Source organism: Streptomyces sp. RLA012, assembly GCF_056270325.1.
This window is the reverse complement of the sequence record NZ_JBWDPA010000002.1, coordinates 7,814,780-7,830,768: the sequence shown is the minus strand read 5'-3', so window position 1 is coordinate 7,830,768 and position 15,989 is coordinate 7,814,780. Positions and strand designations below refer to the sequence as shown.

Here is a 15,989-nt window from a genome sequence, read left to right as displayed (position 1 = left end):
TCGCCTCACCGCCGCCGTCGCCTCACCGCTGCCACTGCCACTGCCACTGCCGCTGCCGTTGCCGTTGCCTCACCGCTGTCGCCGCCTCATGGCCGCCGTACCGCGTAGCCCACACCTCGCACGGTGTGGATCAGGTCGGGCGCACCGGCGTCGGCCAGCTTGCGCCGCACATAACCGACGTAACTCGCGAGGTTCTTGGCGTCCACGCCGGCATCGGGGCCCCATACCCGCCCGTAGACCGTCGCGTGGTCCAGCACCAGCCCCTCGTTGCGCACCAGGAGCTCCAGCAGGTCGAACTCGGTCCTGGAGAACCGTAGTTCCCGGTCCGTCCACCAGGCGCGGCGGGCGGCCGGGGCGACGCGCAGGGACGCGATCCGCAGTACCTCACCGGCCCGGACCACCGGCTCGTCGTCGTCCGTGGCCAGGTCGTCCGTGGCCAGGTCGCCCCTGCGCAGCAACGCCCGTAGCCGGGCGAGGAGTTCGGGTATCTCGAAGGGCTTGGGGAGGTAGTCGTCGGCGCCCGCGTCCAGGCCGGTGATCCGGTCCGGGGTCCCGGCCCGCGCGCTCAGCATCAGCACCGGGGTCCGGTCGCCGTCGGCGCGCAGTACCCGGCACACGCCCACCCCGTCGACGTACGGCATCATCACGTCGACCACCAGCGCGCTGAACGATCCGCGCCGGACCCGGGTCAGCGCCTCCACCCCGTCGGCGACCGTGACGACGTCGTACCCCTCCAACTCCAGGGCCCGCGCGAGGGATTCGCGGACCGCACGATCGTCGTCGACGACGAGGACACGATTCACCACGTCCACATGATGACCCACCGCCCCATGAGCAACGGTCGTTTCTCGCCCGCACTCCGGCCCCGGCTCTTACCGAACTCCGGACTTCCTCCCGCCGAGGTCTGAGATCACCCACCCACGATGGGAACCCCTGACCCGCCCCCCCACGGGAGTCCCCCCATGCCGACCGTCGCTGTCCGACTCACGCACCGCGCCCTGGCCGTCGCCGCGTGCGTCACCCTCGCCGCCACCGGCTGCACCGTCCTCAACTCGGCTTCCTCGTCGACCGAGTTGACGGCCAGAGCGCCGATCCCGGCCTCCGCGGCCCGGCACGGGGCCGGCGGGGCGAACACCGCCCAGGTCGTGGCCGCCGCCAACGCCTTCCTGGCGACGCTCTCCGACGAGCAGAAGGACACCGCCCTCTACGACTTCGACGACGCGGCCAAGAAGACCGGCTGGTCGAACTTCCCGACCCCCGTCGTGGCACGCAACGGCCTGAAGCTCGGCGACCTCACCGACGAACAGCAGGCGGCCGCCCTGAAGGTCATGGAGGCGGCCCTCAGCAGGAAGGGCTACGAGGAGCTCGTCGAGATCCGCAAGGCCGACGACTACCTCGCCTCGCTGCCTCCCCGCACGCCCACCCCTCCGACCGGCACACCGACCGGCACACCGACCGCGGCCCCGACGGGAGGCGGCGGCCGTCCCCCGGGCGGCGGCGGGGGCGCCAACTTCGGCTCGCAGTGGTACTACATCTCGTTCTTCGGCCTGCCCAGCAGGACCGGTGAGTTCACCGTCCAGTACGGCGGCCACCACGCGGCGTACAACCTCACCTACGCCGGGAACAACGTGAGCATCTCGCCCACCCTGACCGCGGTCGAACCGATGCAGTTCGACTGGGAGAACATGTACTACGCCCCGCTGGAGGACAAGCGGACCGCGACCATCGGTGCCATCCAGTCGCTCACCGCGGACGAGCTGACGGCGGCCGAGATCGACGGCAGCTTCGACGACCTGTACTTGGGACCCGGCCACGACGGCCCCTTCCCGGCGCAGCCCGAGGGCGTCCTCGTCAGCAGTCTCACCAAGGCCCAGCGGGCCGAGGTCACGGCGATGCTGAAGGCCTGGGTCGACGACCTGGACGAGCGGGCCGCCAAGCGGCTGCTGGCCAAGTACGTCTCCGAGTACGACAGGACGTACATCGGCTGGAGCGGCGGCACGACGCTCGACAACAACCAGACGTACGTACGCCTCGACGGTCCGTCCGCCTGGGTCGAGTTCTCCAACCAGCCCGGTGCCTCGACCGACGGGATCCATCAGCACACGATCTTCCGGGACGAGACCTCCGACTACGGCTGGGAATGACGGTCCACCACCGTGCGCCGCCCGCCGACCGCGCTCCCGATCGCGGTACTCCTGCCGTTCTTGCTGTTCCTGCCTTTCCTGCTGGTCGGCGGCCTCGCGTCGCCGGCCGGCGCGCACCCCATGAGCACCTCCGCCGTCCTCCTCGACATCGGCGACGACCGGGTCGAGGGGGAGGTGCAGCTGCCCATCGACCGCCTGGCGATCGCCGTGCACCGCGACCTGACCGGCGACAGTGTCCTCGGCGCCGACCGGGCGTTCCTGGGCCGCTACACGGCCGGGCACATCAGCGCCACAGCCGCGGGCGGCACCCCCTGGAAGGTCTCGCTGGGCACGCCGTCGGTCCGCACGATCGACGCGTCGCCGCACCTCGTCTACCCCCTCACCCTCCGCCCGCCCGACGGCCGCCCCGTCACGGACTTCGACCTCCACTACGACGTCATCGTCGAGGAACTGCTCACCCACAACGTCATCGTCACCGTCCGGTACGACTTCGACCGCGGCATCCTCAAGGCCGACGACGCCGAGACCCTCGGGATCTTCGACTTCGACACCAAGACGCTGAAGGTCCCCGCGGGCGAGGGCTCCTGGTTCCGGGGCTTCGCCACCACCGCCGGTCTGGGCATCAAGCACATCGGGGAGGGCGCGGACCATCTGCTGTTCCTCCTCATGCTGCTCGTCCCGGCCCCGCTGCCGGCGGCCGGCGGCCGGTGGCGCTCCCCCACCACCGCGTCGGCACGGCGCAGCGTCCTGCGCGTGGCGCATGTGGTCTCGGCCTTCGCCGTGGGCCACTCCCTCACCCTGGCGCTGGCGGCCACCGGGGTGATCGACCTGCCGTCCCGCCCGGTCGAAACGCTGATCGCCTTCTCGATCGCGGTGTCGGCGGTGCACGCGATACGCCCGCTGGTGGCCCGCGGCGAGATCCTGATCGCCGCGGGTTTCGGCCTGGTCCACGGTCTGGCGTTCGCCTCGCTGATCGGCGACCTCGGCCTCGACCGAGGGTCCCTCGTCACCACCCTGCTGGGCTTCAACCTGGGCATCGAGCTGACCCAACTGCTGGTCGTGGCCCTGCTGATGCCGTCCCTCCTGGTCCTGGCCCGCACCGCCGTGTACCCCGCGTTCCGTATCGGCCTGGCCGTCCTGGGCCTCCTCTTCGCCACCTCCTGGATGCTGGAGCGCGCCGGGCTCACCGCCTCCGACCCGTTCGAGGGCGTCCAGAACTGGCTGGTGGGACACCCCTTCCTCGTGGCACTCGCGCTCGCGGCGCTGGCCGCCACGGCGTACCGCGTCGCCCCGCGGGCACGACCGGCCGCGTCCACGGTCGCGAACGTCCCGGCCGTGTCGGCTGTCTCACAACAAACTTGACGAGTCGTCACTTTGCCGTACTGACAGCCGATCGACAGCATCCCTTCCTACGGTGCCGTGTCCATGACAGACACTTCAGGAGCAGCACACCCGATCGGGCGCCGCACCGTACTGATCGCCACGGGCGCCACGGCCGCCACCCTGGCCGTGGGCGCCGCCGCGCCCGAAGCCCCCACAGCCGACACGGCCCCCGCCGCCGCGGCGGCCGTCTGCACCCTCACCAAGGAGATGACCGAAGGCCCCTACTACCTGGACGGCGCCCTGGTCCGCGCCGACATCACCGAGAGCAAGCCGGGCATCCCGCTCAAGCTCGTGCTCCCCGTCGTCGACGACGACACCTGCGCCCCGCTCGCCGGCGCCCTCGTGGAGATCTGGCACTGCGACGCGCTGGGCGAGTACTCCGGCTTCGTCGGCAACAACGGCCACAGCGAACCGGACGACGGCACGTTCCTGCGTGGCGGCGTCCTGACGAACTCCAGCGGCGTCGCGAACATCACCACGATCTACCCCGGCTGGTACCGGGGCCGCTGCGTCCACATCCACGTGAAGGTCCACACGGGCGTCACCCTCACCGCCGACGGCTCGTTCACGGGCGGCCGCGAACTCCACACCGGCCAGCTCTTCTTCGACGAAACGATCACCACGGCGGTGGCCAGGCTCTCCACGTACTCCACGAACACGGTCACCCGCACCACCCTCGCCCAGGACTCGATCTACGACGACGGGGGCGCCGCGTCCGGCCTCCTGACCCTGACCCCCCTGGGCAGCACGGCGTCGTCGGGCTACACGGGCGCACTGACGCTCGGCGTCGAAACGAGCTGACCCCCGACCCCCACGGATCTCCCACCAGGGCCCCGCCGGACCGTACCGGCGGGGCCCTCCTCATCGATAAGACCACGATCATCTCTATTGCCGCGCATTCCCCTGAATGCCCGAATGCCTTACGCCCTATGGTGCTCGTTAAGCCGTTGTGACCCTGAAAGATATGCAGGTAAACGAGACTCATTCGCCCCCGTCTCCTGCCGGAAGCGGCAGTGTCTGGCTTGATGTCGCCGACGGACGCGCGCATCTGGAGCACTGTGCGGACCTGCTGGAGGAGTTCCTCAAGGCCATAAACCGTATGGAAAGCGAATACCTCCGGGCCGCACTGGACGCACATGCCGCAGATGGATCCCTCTGAGCAGGGTCGCGAAGGAGCCAAAGACAGATGGACTGGATTGAGGATGATCCAACCCTCCGCGACATCCAGATCGATCCGAGAGCCGCCCCCTATGATCCGCACGATCCGCTGAACCAGCAGTTCAACGGGGTCGACCCGCTCGGAACGCATCACCTCTGGCACGTCCCCGAGCCCGCGATCGCACCGGACGCGTGGGATCCGGACGAAGAGCTGGCTCAGATGCTGTACACGACGACCGCCGGCGTGACCTCCGCCGCGGTTCCACCGAACAGCCATGCGCATCGCCGCCGCCCGGTCAGCCGACGCCGGCCCCGGCCGGGATTTCAAGCCATTGCCGCAAAACACCGGATCATCGCGGTGGTTTTCCTCGTCACAATGATCATTGTATCCGCAGTGATGATGCTGGGATGGTCCGTCTCTTATTCGTACAATCAACTCCGCGGCATTTCCTTACTGGTGGTGTCGGCCAAGTTGGCGCGATGGTGGCCATTGACCGTGTACGGGCCCTGGCTCGTGGCGGGTCTGTCCATCCTGCGGGCATCGGTTCAGCACCGGAGCGCCCGGCGGTCCTGGGCCGTGATGCTGATCGCCTCCGGCACGGCGGTGGCACTCTGCGTCGGCCAGTCACCGCGTTCCCTGCTCGCGATGGTGGTCGTGGGAATCCCTCCGATCACCGCCCTGATCTGCTTCCGGGAACTCGTCGGCCAGATCTCGCCCCAGAACGGCCCCCGGCACGCCTGCCAGACTGTGAAGCGACCCAAGCAGCCAAGACCGTAGGCAGTCGACGGGAACACCCGGAAGGGCCCGCATGACACTCTCCATCGAAGACCGCCTGGCCATCGCCGAGTTGATCTCACTGCACGGCCATCTCTTCGACGACGGGCGCCTCGACGAGCTCGCGGAGCTCTTCAGCGACGACGTCGTCTACGACGTGCCCGCGTTCGGCCAGGGGGAGTTGGTGGGGATCGGGGCGATCCGGGACGCGGCCCTCGCGCTCGGCGCCGCGAACCCCGTCGCCCATCACGTCACCAACATCGTGATCGCCGACCTCGGGGACGACCGGGCGCTGGTGCGGTCCAAGGGGCTGGGGGTGACGGCGGACGGGGGCTGCGGATCGGTGTCGTACGAGGACGTCGTGGTGCGCCGGGCCGGGGGCTGGCGGATCTCGCGGCGGACGGTGGCGGCGCGGCGGGTGCCGCTGAACGGGGTGACGCTGAACGGGGTGACGCTCGGGGAACGATGAGTTCCCCGCCCCCCTCTGCCGCCTCCACTTCCCTCCACTTCCCTCCACTTCCCTCCACCCCTTCCACCCCCTCCGCCTCTCCACCCCCACCGGCCTCCACCTGCCACCTTGGCCGAGTGGCTGAGCGAGTGACCGGGTGTGCAGGAAGATGACTCGCGTGACGCGCATCGAACGGTGGATGGACGGGCTGGAGGAACGGGCCGCCGCCTCGCTGCCGGAGGACGTGTACGCGTACTTCCGGCGCGGCGCCGGGCAGGGCCTCAGCGTGGCGGAGGCGACCGAGGCCTGGGACCGGTTCCGGTTCCGGGCCCGACTGATGCGGGACGTGTCGAACTGCGAGGCCTCCACGACCGTACTGGGCACGCCCGTTCGTACGCCCGTGCTCGTCGCGCCCAGCACCCTGCAGCGCAAGGCGCATCCCGACGGGGAGGCCGCCACCGCGCGGGGCGTCGCGGACGCGGGGTCGCTGCTGGCGGTGACCTCGAACACCGCTGTCCTGTTCGCCGACCTGGTGCCCGCCGGGGCGCCGTGGTGGGTGCAGACCCATCTGACCCGGGACCGGGCGCTGACCGTCGAAACGCTGGAGCGGGCCGTCGTCGCCGGGGCACGGGCGGTCGTACTGACCGCCGACACACCGGCCATGGGCTCACGGGGCAAACGCGGCGCGCACGTCGGGGGCCTCGTCGGCCCGGAGGATCTGTACGGCAACGTCACCGGCGTTCCCGCGCCCGAGGCCGCCGAGCACGCGCTCGATCTGACGCTCGACGTGATCGGCTGGCTGCGCCGGCGGACCGGCGGTCTGCCCGTCGTGGTCAAGGGCGTGCTGCGCGGCGACGACGCGCGGGAGCTGGTGTCGGCCGGGGCGTCCGGGCTCATCGTCTCGAACCACGGGGGCCGCCAGTTGGACGGCCTGGTGCCCACCGCCTGGGCCCTGCCGGAGGTCGTCGACGCGGTGGCCGGTACCGGTGCCGAGGTCTACGTGGACGGCGGGCTGCGGCGCGGCACCCACATCCTGGCCGCGCTCGCCCTCGGTGCCCGAGCGGTGTTCATCGGCCGCCCCGCCCTGTGGGCCCTGACCGTGCGCGGCGCCGCCGGTGTGACCCGGCTGCTCGACGAACTCACCGACGAGCTCACCGAGGCGATGAGTCTGACCGGCGCGCCGAGCGTGTCCGAACTGACCCGCGACCTGCTGTGGACCGGATCCCCGCCGCTGCTGTGAGTCCGTGGTGGACATCCCGCGCTCCGTGCGCAGGCGCGTCCCACGACATGCAGGCCCCGACCGCCTGTGTCACCGTCATGTCACAGACAGTCACGTGGGTGAACCCCGGAAGCCGTCGCCTCGCTCTGAAGCGACGAGTGCCGGTGGGAGACCGGCGCCTGAACCACTTCGGGGGACTCCATGAAGACCATGAACGCCACGAACGGCACGCACGGTACGTATGACACGCACAGCACGCACAGCACGCACAGCACACGCGGCACACGCGGCACACGCGGCACACGCGGCACACGCGGCATCGTCATCCGCAGGACCGCGCCGGCGCTGGTCATCGCGGCCGCGGCCGCCCTGCTCATGACCGGGTGTCAGCCGGACGGGAGCAGCAGCGGGGCGGGGACGACCGGTACACCGTCCGGCGCATCGGTCGAGCCGGCGGCATCCACCTCCGAAGCCGCTCCCACGGCCCCGAAGGCATGTGCCCTGTCGGCTCTCGGCGCGTCCATGTACCAGGCCGCCGTACGACCGCCGGGCACCGGCACCGGAGCCGCGATCGTCGAGTTCACCAATGTGTCCGGCAAGCCGTGCACCGTCCACGGGCATCCGACCGTCGCGGGGGCGGGCAACGGTTCCCCGCAGAAGAACCGTCCGCTCAAGGTGACCCGTACGGGCTCCGCTTCCACGGTGAAGCTCGCACCGGGCGGGAGGGCGTGGACGAAGCTGACGTTCGTGCAGGTCCAGGGGGAGGCGGACGGCTACTGCGCGTCCGGGTCCACGCCCGTCACCTACCCGACGCTGGTCGTGGGTGTCCCGGGTGCCGGGGCGCACCAGGTCGCCCTGAAGGACGGCGTGCTGGCCGAGTGCGACGACAAGGTGACCGTCACCGCCCTGTCGGCGACCAAGCCCTCCTGAAGCACCTGCTCCGCACCCCGCCCCCGCACCTCGGGCCGCTACCGGCCGTTCCGCCGGACGGTGAGTTCCACAAGCGCCCGTACCGGGTAATCCGCCCGCGCCGAGATCCTCATATAACCATTGTGGGACATATCGGCGTGGAGAATGACCCCACCCGCGCCGCCGTACCGCTGCCCCTGGGAGCCCCGCATGGTGTTGAGCAGACGTACCTTCAGCACACTCGCCGGCACCTCCGCGCTCGGCTTCTCCCTCGGTGGGAGCAGCGGGGCGTTCGCCCACGCGACCACTCCCACCGGCCCCGCGCCCGGGCCGCCCGGCGCGGACGGCGCCCGGCACACCGTCGGCTTCGACCCGTACTCGATGCTGATCGACGGAAAGCGTGTCGTGCTGTGGTCCGGCGAGGTGCACCCCTTCCGCCTGCCGAGCCCCTCCCTCTGGCGTGATGTGCTGCAGAAGCTGCGCGCCCACGGCTACAACACCATCAGCGTCTACGTCTCCTGGAACTACCACTCCCCCGCCCCCGGGCACTACGACTTCACGGGCGTCCGCGACCTCGACCTGTTTCTGCGCACGGCCGCCGAGACCGGCCTGTACGTGATCCTGCGCCCCGGCCCGTACATCAACGCCGAGGTCGACGCGGGCGGCTTCCCCGGCTGGCTGACCGCCACCAAGGGCACCGCCCGGACCTCCGACCCGACCTACCTGTCGTACGTCGACGAATGGCTGAGCGCCGTGAACCGGATCGCGGCCCGGCACCTCCACACCCGCGGCGGCGGCACGATCGTCCTCTACCAGCTGGAGAACGAGTACGCGAACAACACCGCCAGTGCCCGGGGCCGCGACTACATGGCCCACCTCTACGCCAAGGTCCGCGCCGACGGCATCGACGTACCGCTCTTCCACAACGACAAGGGGCGCAACGGCTACTGGGCCCCCGGCACCTTCGACACGGGCGGGGAGAAGGGGCGTTATCTGTACGGCTTCGACGGCTATCCCTCGCCCTCCGGGCCGCCGCCCGACTGGGGGTACTACGGCATCGGCGGGGCGAAGGGCGGCTCCACCGCGAGTCCCGGGACCCCGGGGTTCCTGGCCGAGTTCGGGGGCGGCTGGTTCGATCCCTGGGGTGGCGTGGAGTTCGACGGCAAGGGGTACGCGGAGTCGGCGCGGACCCGTGACGCGGCGTACGAGCGACGCTTCTACCTCACCAATCTCGCCAACGGCATCAAGGTCCACAACGTCTACATGACCTTCGGCGGCACCTCCTGGGGCTGGCTGCCCGCGCCGGTCGTCTACACGTCGTACGACTACGGGGCCGCCCTCGACGAGGCCCGCAGACCCACCCCGAAGCTGGTCCCGATGCACCAGATCGGGCAGCTTCTGCACTCGGTGCCCGACCTCGCCAAACTCGACCGGGCGGAGGACGTCAAGGTCGGCGAGAGCGGCAGAAAGGCGGGGGCGGACGCCGGGATCACGGCGTACCACCTCGTCAACCCGGACACGAAGGCGCACTTCCACGTGCTGCGCAACGACCGGGCCGACGAGGTCGTGGCCGCCGTCACGCTCGCCGGGGAGGGCGTGACGGTACCGGTCCCCGGGCTCGACGCCCGGCTGCTCGCCACCGGACTCTCCCTCGGGCGCCGCACGTTGAGGTACTCCAGCGCCCAGCCCATGCTGCGGCTGACCGCCGGGCGCCAGGACATCGCCGTGTTCACCGGCCGGAGGGGCGAGCGGACGCGGACCGTGCTGGAGTGCGCGAGCGAGCCGACGGTCACCGTGCTGGAGGGCGGGGCCGACCATGCCCACGCGCACGGACTGCTGCGGGTCGACGCCGAACTCGGCGGACTGACACGGGTGTTGGTCGAGGGCGGCGGCATCTCCGCCCCGCTCCTCCTGCTGCTCGCCGACGACGAGGCCTCCGCACGGCTGTGGCGCTACGACACCCCGTCCGGCCCGGTGCTCGTGCATGGTCCGGCGTTGCTGCGCACGGCCACCCTGCGCGGCAACGCCGTTCATCTGACCGGGGACACGGTCGAGGCGGCGGACCTGGAGGTGTGGGGGCCGCGCGGGATGAGCGAAGTGGTCTGGAACCAGGGCATGTTGACAGCCCGGCCCACCGCCTCCGGGAGTCTGCGGGCCGCGCGGCGACTGCCGGGCGTCGGGAGCGTCCGCCTTCCCGTGCTGGGCAGTTGGCGCCATCACGCCGAGAACCAGGAATCCGCGGCGGACTTCGACGACTCGGCCTGGACGGTCGCCGACCGGACTTCCTCCTTCAGCACCACCCCGGTACCGGCCGGGCAGCCCGTGCTCTTCGCCGACGACTACGGCTTCCACTACGGAGACGTCTGGTACCGGGGGCACTTCGACAACGCGGGGGCCCTGGGGGCCGCGGGCGGTGCCGCCGAGTCGGTGTCCCTCTCGTACGTCACGGGGACCCAGGGGATGCTGATGGCGTGGCTGGACGGCAAGCCGCTGGGCGCGCACCGGATGCCGGTGCCGGACAGGGCGACGGTCAGGCAGGGCACCTGGGCGGCCACGGCCACCTTCCCCGTGCGGTACGCGGACGGGCCGCACGTGCTGTCCGTCCTCGTCCGCCGGATGCAGCACGACATGGACGGCGCGGCGAAGGACACGCACAAGGTGGCCCGCGGGCTGACCGCCGTGACCTTCACCGGCGCCGCGCCGGCGCTGAGCTGGCGGATCCAGGGGGCGGCGGCACCCGACCCGGTGCGCGGGCCGCTCAACCACGGCGGGCTGTACGGGGAGCGGAACGGCTGGTATCTGCCGGGGTTCGCGGACGGCGGCTGGAAGGTCGTCGACTTCCCGCGGGCGGTGCGGGGGCAGGGCGTCGCCTGGTACCGCACCGCGTTCCGGCTGGCCGTCGACCCGGGCGTGGACGCCTCGATCGGACTCACCCTCACCGACGATCCGGCCCGCGCCTACCGCGTCCAGATCTTCCTGAACGGCTGGAACATGGGCCAGTACATCAACGACGTGGGCCCCCAGCACACCTTCGTCCTGCCGAACGGTGTGCTGCGCACCCAGGGGTCCAACACCCTGGCCCTCGCCGTGCTCTCCGACGGCACCACCCCCGCCGGTCCGGGCGAGGTGAAGCTGACGCTGCTGGGCAGCGCGGCCGGAGGAGTGCCGGTGACCACGGTGGACTCCCCCGGCGCCACACCCGCGTCCTAGCCCAGCCGGATCACGTTCCAGGACAGCGGCTCCAGGACGGCGGTCAGTGTGCCGTCGTCCTGGAGGGCGGTGCCCTCGACGGGGTGCGGGGCGACCCGCTCCTGGTCGTCGAGGGTGTTGCGGGCGTCCGGGTCGGCGTCCGCGATCGCGCTGTGCTCGACGACCGTCGTCAACCCCAGTCGGCTCAGGGTGACTTCGAGCGGCAGCGGCTCGCTCTGGCTGCGGTTGACCGCGAAGACGGTGACGGAGCCGTCCTCGGCGCGCACCGCGGTGGCGTGCAGCAGGTCCACCTCGCCGTACTTCTTCGTCTCGTACGTCGGCGACACCGCGCGGACGTCGAGGACCTCCCCGCGCCCGTACCTCGACGCCTGCGCGAAGGGGAAGAACGTCGTCTGCCGCCAGGCCGGGCCGCCCGGCTCCGTCATGATCGGCGCGATGACGTTGACGAGCTGGGCGAGGCAGGCGACGGTCACCCGGTCCGCGTGCCGCAGCAGCGCGATGAGCAGGGAGCCGAAGACGACCGCGTCCGTGACGGAGTAGACGTCCTCCAGGATCCGCGGAGCCTCCTGCCAGTCCTCGACCGGGTGCGGGTTGGGGCGGCTCTGGTACCAGACGTTCCACTCGTCGAAGGAGAGGTTGATCTTCTTCCCGGACTTCAGCCGGGCGCCCACGTGGTCGCAGGTCGCCACCACGTTCTCGATGAACGACTCGGTGTCGACGGCGGAGGCGAGGAAGGAGTCGCGGTCGCCGCCGGTCTCCTCGTAGTAGGCGTGCAGCGAGATGTAGTCGACCAGGTCGTACGTCTCCGCCAGTACGGTCGCCTCCCACTGGGCGAAGGTCTCCATGTTCTGCCCGGAGGAGCCGCACGCGACGAGTTCGAGGTCCGGTTCGATCTGGCGCATCGCGCGCGCGGTCTCGGCGGCGAGGCGGCCGTACTCCTCCGCCGTCTTGTGGCCGGTCTGCCAGGGCCCGTCCATCTCGTTGCCCAGGCACCACAGCCCGATGCCGAACGGGTCCTTGCCGCCGTGCGCCACCCGCAGGTCCGAACGGGCCGTCCCGCCGGGGTGGTTGGCGTACTCCTGGAGTTCCAGGGCCTCGGCGACCCCGCGGGTGCCGAGGTTGACGGCCATCATCGGTTCGGCCTGCGGGCCGATCTTCTTCACGAAGTCGATGAACTCCGACAGACCGAAGCGGTTGGTCTCGGTGGAGCGCCAGGCGAGGTCGAGGCGGCGGGGCCGGTCCGCCACCGGGCCCACCGAGTCCTCCCAGTTGTAGGCGGAGACGAAGTTGCCGCCGGGGTAGCGGACCGCGGTGACGCCCAGCTCACGGACCAGCTCCAGTACGTCCGTGCGCAGGCCCGCGGCGTCGGCCGAGGGGTGGTCGGGTTCGTGGACGCCGGTGTAGACGCAGCGGCCGAGGTGCTCGACGAAGGAGCCGAAGAGGCGGGGACTGACCTCGCCGATGGTGAAGGCGGGGTCGAGGGCGAAGCGGGCGGTGCGCATGGTTTCCCTTCGGGGCGCCTGGGGTGGAGGGGGTGGTTTCTGGTCCGTGGGCGACTGCGGGTTTGTGGTGGTGGGTCGCGCCCACGCGGCGGAGCCGTACAGGGTCAGGGCCCCGCGCCCCTGCCGGGCGCCCGGCCGGCCCGGCGACGAAGCCCCCGCCCAGTGACTGCCGTGACCGGGCGGGGGCTTCACAGGACGGGTCAGCCGGCGAACGCGGGCTGCGCCAGCCCCTTCCCCGCGCCGGGTACCACGAGCACCGAGCCGGCCAGCGGATGCGGCGCCTCCAGGCCCGTACGCGCCGTGGTGATGTACAGGTCGGTCAGGTCGGGGCCGCCGAAGGCGCAGGCGGTGGGGCGGCGAACGGGGAGTTCCACGACCCGGTCCAGCCTGCCGTCCGGGGTGTAGCGGCGGACCGCTCCGCCGTCCCAGAGGGCCACCCAGACGCAGCCGTCGGCGTCGACGGTGAGGCCGTCGGGCCAGCCCGCGCCCTCCTCGACGACGGCCAGCGGGCGCCTGTCGAGAGGGAGCCGGTCGTCACCGACGTCGGAGACATCGAAGACGTCGACGCGGCGGGTCGGTGAGTCGATGTAGTACATCAGCCGGCCGTCCGGGCTCCAGCCCGTGCCGTTGCTGACGGCGACGTCGTCGAGGACCGTGCGGACCGAGCCGTCGGCGGTGATCCGGGACAGCGTGCCGCCGCCCGGCGCCTCGTCGTAGCGCATGGTCCCGAAGAACAGCGAGCCGTCGGGGGCGACCGCGGCGTCGTTCGCGCGGCGGCCGGGGACGGGGTCGCGGTGCAGCCAGCGGAAGCCCTCACCGGACCCGGGCGGCCCGTAGAGCCCCAGGCCGTCCCGGAGGTTGACGACCAGGCCGCCGCCCGCGCGGGGCTTCGCGGCGCCCACGTGCTGCTCGGTGACCATGACCGTGCGGCGGCCGGAGGCGGGGTCGTAGGTGTGGACCCGGGAGCCGAGGATGTCGACCCAGATCAGCCGCCGCGCGTGCGGGTCCCAGGTCGGGCCCTCGCCGAGGGCCGCCTCGGCGCGTACCGCCACGTCGCATGCCGTCGTCCCGGTCATCCCACCACGCTCCGGTGGCCGAGCCGCTCGGACAGTTCGACGGCACCCTTCGCGGCGAGCTGTTCCAGCTCCACACGGCGCTCGTCGCTCCAGCGGATCATCGGTACGGAGATGGAGAGCGCGGCGACGACCTGTCCCGTACGGTCGCGCACCGGGGCGGCGACACAGCTGACGTCCGGGTTGGACTCGCGGCTCTCCACGGCGACACCGCGGCGGCGGATCTCGGCGAGTGCCTCGCGCAGGGCGCCCGGCTCGGCGATGCTGTTCGGGGTCATCGCGACCAGGTCCGCGTCGTCCGGGACGCGGGAGGTCAGCTCCACGTCGGGCAGCGAGGCGAGCAGCATCTTGCCCACGGAGGTGCAGTGGGCGGGCAGCCGCCGGCCCGCGGCCGACACCATGCGCACGGCGTGCGTGGAGTCGACCTTGGCGATGTAGATGACGTCGGTGCCCTCCAGGATCGCCACATGGACGGTCTCGTCGCAGGTCTCGGCGACCGAGCGGGCGACCTGCTGCCCCTCGGCGGCGAGGTCCAGCTGCTCGGCGTACCGGCTGCCGAGCTGGTAGGGCCGCACACCGAGGCGGTACCGTCCCGGCTGGCTCGGCACCTGCACGATGTACGAGCGGGCGGCGAGCGTGGTGACCAGTTCGTGCACGGTGGTGCGGGGAAGCTGCAGCTTGCGCACGATGTCGGGGGCGGAGAGCGTCCCGTCCCCGTCGAGGAAGAGCTCAAGTATGTCGAGAGCTCGGGTCACGGCAGGTACAAGGCGTCCCACAACCGGCCCCCTCCCTATGTTCGAAATTTCAACAGCCGATCGGCATGACGAACACAGGTTACTCATGGTGCTCTTGGGCGGGCAATGGGCGGGTAACGGTGAGGTGTCGGGGGCAGGGTGGTCAGCGCCGGGTTCGTGGGTCGCCGAGCTCACCCCGTAGCCGCTGCGCCCTGAGCACCAGCTCCAGCTCGAAGCGCCGGTCCGGGTCGTCGATCTCGTCGCCCCACAGTTCCCGTATCTGCCGGAGGCGGTAGCGGACGGTCTGGGGGTGCACCCCGAGCCGCGCCGCGACCTCCGGCGCGCCCCCGCGCGTCTCCAGCCACGCCAGCAAGGTCTCCGCGAGCCGCCGCCCGTGCGTGGGCCCGCAGTGCGCGAGCGGCGCCAGCGAGCGCAGGGCGAGGTCGTCGATCAGTTCCTCGGGCTGCAGCAGCACCAGGGCCTCGGTGTGCTCGGTGCAGTACAGCACCTCCCCGCCGGGCAGCAGCCGCCGCTCCATCAGCCGTACCGCCGCATCCGCCCAGCGCAGCGACTTCGCCGCGTCGGCCAGCGGCACCGGCGGCCCGATCGCCCCCGACCAGCCGGTCAGCGCCCGGTGCAGCAGCTCCGGGCGCCCCGCCGCGTCCGGCTCGGGCACGACCATCCGCGGCTGCTCGTACTCCATGTCGAGCAGCACCCCCTGCCCCACGGCGGGCGCCACGGCCTCACGGGCGGGCCGCAGCAGCACCCCGACGGCGACCTTGTCGGGCAGCGGCCAGCCGATCCGGGCGGCCCGCTCGACGAGGGCCTCGGCGGGGTCGCCCCGGTGGTGATGCTCGGCGAGGAGCAACTCCATCAGCCGGCGCTGCAGGCGCAGGCGCTCCCCCGCCTGCCGGGCCGCGGCCTCGGCGTAGCCCCGTACGGACTGATCGACCAGGCCGTCCAGATACTCGTATCCCGCGTCGACGAGTTCGTACATCGCCGGTGGCGGGATCTCGACCCGCTGCCCGATCTCGGCGAACCGGCGCCAGGCGAGGCGGACGCCCAGCCGGTAGATCGCCTGGAGCGAGTCGAGGCTGCGGCCGTGCAGGCCCTCGCCCCGGCCGAACTCCTGGAAGACCTCCGGGGGAATGCGGGGCCGCCCCTCCGCGGTCTCCAGGTGCTGCACAAAGACCTCGATGGCGCGGCGGATGCCGACGAGGGCCATCGGCTCGCCGGAGTCGTCCAGGACGACGGGCAGATGCGGGTACTCGCGGCGGATCTCGCGCAGGATCTCCTCGGCGAGCGCCGGCGCCTCGGCCAGGGCGATCGCCGCGAACTGGCACACCTGGGTGCGGGGAACGTCATGCCAGGCCGAGCGCATGGCGACGGCTCCCTGGCCGGCCTGCGCATCTCGGTCCGCCACCGGCACGGCCC

At 71.6% G+C, this 15,989-nt stretch carries 14 protein-coding genes and 1 pseudogene; 9 read left to right on the top strand and 6 right to left on the bottom strand.

Going from position 1 to position 15,989, the window contains the following annotated elements:
- Nucleotides 1-5: 5 nt before the first annotated feature.
- Both RV986_RS35915 and RV986_RS35910 read right to left on the bottom strand, forming a co-directional pair.
- Nucleotides 6-50: pseudogene (locus RV986_RS35915) on the bottom strand (hypothetical protein); the annotation flags it as partial.
- Nucleotides 51-86: 36 nt separating this feature from the next.
- Nucleotides 87-806: a response regulator transcription factor gene (locus RV986_RS35910; RefSeq protein WP_475921348.1), complete on the bottom strand. Its 720-nt coding sequence runs from the start codon at nucleotides 804-806 to the stop codon at nucleotides 87-89.
- A gap of 156 nt (nucleotides 807-962) precedes the next feature.
- Between RV986_RS35910 and RV986_RS35905 the strand changes: the two genes are divergently transcribed.
- The 9 genes from RV986_RS35905 (at nucleotide 963) to RV986_RS35865 (ending at nucleotide 11,246) form a co-directional block, all read left to right on the top strand.
- Nucleotides 963-2,144, top strand: coding sequence for a DUF3500 domain-containing protein (locus RV986_RS35905; protein WP_475921347.1), 1,182 nt, complete (start codon nucleotides 963-965; stop codon nucleotides 2,142-2,144).
- Between the two features lie 12 nt (nucleotides 2,145-2,156).
- Entirely contained in the window at nucleotides 2,157-3,506 is a 1,350-nt protein-coding gene (locus tag RV986_RS35900; RefSeq protein ID WP_475921346.1) for a HupE/UreJ family protein, read from the top strand.
- Between the two features lie 63 nt (nucleotides 3,507-3,569).
- Nucleotides 3,570-4,328, top strand: coding sequence for an intradiol ring-cleavage dioxygenase (locus RV986_RS35895; RefSeq protein ID WP_475921345.1), 759 nt, complete (start codon nucleotides 3,570-3,572; stop codon nucleotides 4,326-4,328).
- 148 nt (nucleotides 4,329-4,476) lie between these two features.
- On the top strand, nucleotides 4,477-4,686 hold the full coding sequence (locus tag RV986_RS35890) for a hypothetical protein (protein ID WP_475921344.1): 210 nt from the start codon (nucleotides 4,477-4,479) through the stop codon (nucleotides 4,684-4,686).
- Nucleotides 4,687-4,713: 27 nt separating this feature from the next.
- A complete protein-coding gene (locus RV986_RS35885; RefSeq protein ID WP_475921343.1) occupies nucleotides 4,714-5,463 on the top strand; it encodes a DUF2637 domain-containing protein in 750 nt (249 codons plus the stop codon).
- A 31-nt stretch (nucleotides 5,464-5,494) separates the two neighbouring features.
- Nucleotides 5,495-5,929, top strand: coding sequence for a nuclear transport factor 2 family protein (locus RV986_RS35880; protein ID WP_475921342.1), 435 nt, complete (start codon nucleotides 5,495-5,497; stop codon nucleotides 5,927-5,929).
- Between the two features lie 157 nt (nucleotides 5,930-6,086).
- The gene (locus RV986_RS35875) at nucleotides 6,087-7,148 is read left to right on the top strand and encodes an alpha-hydroxy acid oxidase (RefSeq protein ID WP_475921341.1); all 1,062 of its coding nucleotides are present in this window, start codon (nucleotides 6,087-6,089) and stop codon (nucleotides 7,146-7,148) included.
- Between the two features lie 189 nt (nucleotides 7,149-7,337).
- A complete protein-coding gene (locus RV986_RS35870; protein ID WP_475921340.1) occupies nucleotides 7,338-8,057 on the top strand; it encodes a DUF4232 domain-containing protein in 720 nt (239 codons plus the stop codon).
- 189 nt (nucleotides 8,058-8,246) lie between these two features.
- On the top strand, nucleotides 8,247-11,246 hold the full coding sequence (locus RV986_RS35865) for a beta-galactosidase (protein ID WP_475921339.1): 3,000 nt from the start codon (nucleotides 8,247-8,249) through the stop codon (nucleotides 11,244-11,246).
- Here RV986_RS35865 and arfA read toward each other — a convergent pair.
- The 4 genes from arfA to RV986_RS35845 form a co-directional block, all read right to left on the bottom strand.
- Entirely contained in the window at nucleotides 11,243-12,748 is a 1,506-nt protein-coding gene (gene arfA, locus RV986_RS35860) for an arabinosylfuranosidase ArfA (protein ID WP_475921338.1), read from the bottom strand. The genes RV986_RS35865 and arfA overlap by 4 nt on opposite strands.
- 200 nt (nucleotides 12,749-12,948) lie before the next feature.
- Complete coding sequence (locus RV986_RS35855) at nucleotides 12,949-13,824, bottom strand: SMP-30/gluconolactonase/LRE family protein (RefSeq protein WP_475921337.1); 876 nt, start codon at nucleotides 13,822-13,824, stop codon at nucleotides 12,949-12,951.
- Nucleotides 13,821-14,597 (bottom strand): IclR family transcriptional regulator, encoded by a 777-nt coding sequence (locus RV986_RS35850; protein WP_475921336.1) that lies wholly within the window; start codon nucleotides 14,595-14,597, stop codon nucleotides 13,821-13,823. Before RV986_RS35850 ends, RV986_RS35855 begins: the two co-directional genes overlap by 4 nt.
- A gap of 121 nt (nucleotides 14,598-14,718) precedes the next feature.
- Nucleotides 14,719-15,936, bottom strand: coding sequence for a PucR family transcriptional regulator (locus RV986_RS35845; RefSeq protein WP_475924558.1), 1,218 nt, complete (start codon nucleotides 15,934-15,936; stop codon nucleotides 14,719-14,721).
- Nucleotides 15,937-15,989: the final 53 nt, after the last annotated feature.

What these genes read in the sequence shown, in the direction of transcription:
- RV986_RS35905 (WP_475921347.1), top strand. Translation starts at nt 963, where the DNA reads ATGCCGACCGTCGCTGTCCGACTCACGCACCGCGCCCTGGCCGTCGCC.
- RV986_RS35880 (WP_475921342.1), top strand. Translation starts at nt 5,495, where the DNA reads ATGACACTCTCCATCGAAGACCGCCTGGCCATCGCCGAGTTGATCTCA.
- RV986_RS35855 (WP_475921337.1), bottom strand. Translation starts at nt 13,824, where the DNA reads ATGACCGGGACGACGGCATGCGACGTGGCGGTACGCGCCGAGGCGGCC.
- arfA (WP_475921338.1), bottom strand. Translation starts at nt 12,748, where the DNA reads ATGCGCACCGCCCGCTTCGCCCTCGACCCCGCCTTCACCATCGGCGAG.
- RV986_RS35870 (WP_475921340.1), top strand. Translation starts at nt 7,338, where the DNA reads ATGAACGCCACGAACGGCACGCACGGTACGTATGACACGCACAGCACG.
- RV986_RS35895 (WP_475921345.1), top strand. Translation starts at nt 3,570, where the DNA reads ATGACAGACACTTCAGGAGCAGCACACCCGATCGGGCGCCGCACCGTA.
- RV986_RS35845 (WP_475924558.1), bottom strand. Translation starts at nt 15,936, where the DNA reads ATGCGCTCGGCCTGGCATGACGTTCCCCGCACCCAGGTGTGCCAGTTC.
- RV986_RS35885 (WP_475921343.1), top strand. Translation starts at nt 4,714, where the DNA reads ATGGACTGGATTGAGGATGATCCAACCCTCCGCGACATCCAGATCGAT.
- RV986_RS35865 (WP_475921339.1), top strand. Translation starts at nt 8,247, where the DNA reads ATGGTGTTGAGCAGACGTACCTTCAGCACACTCGCCGGCACCTCCGCG.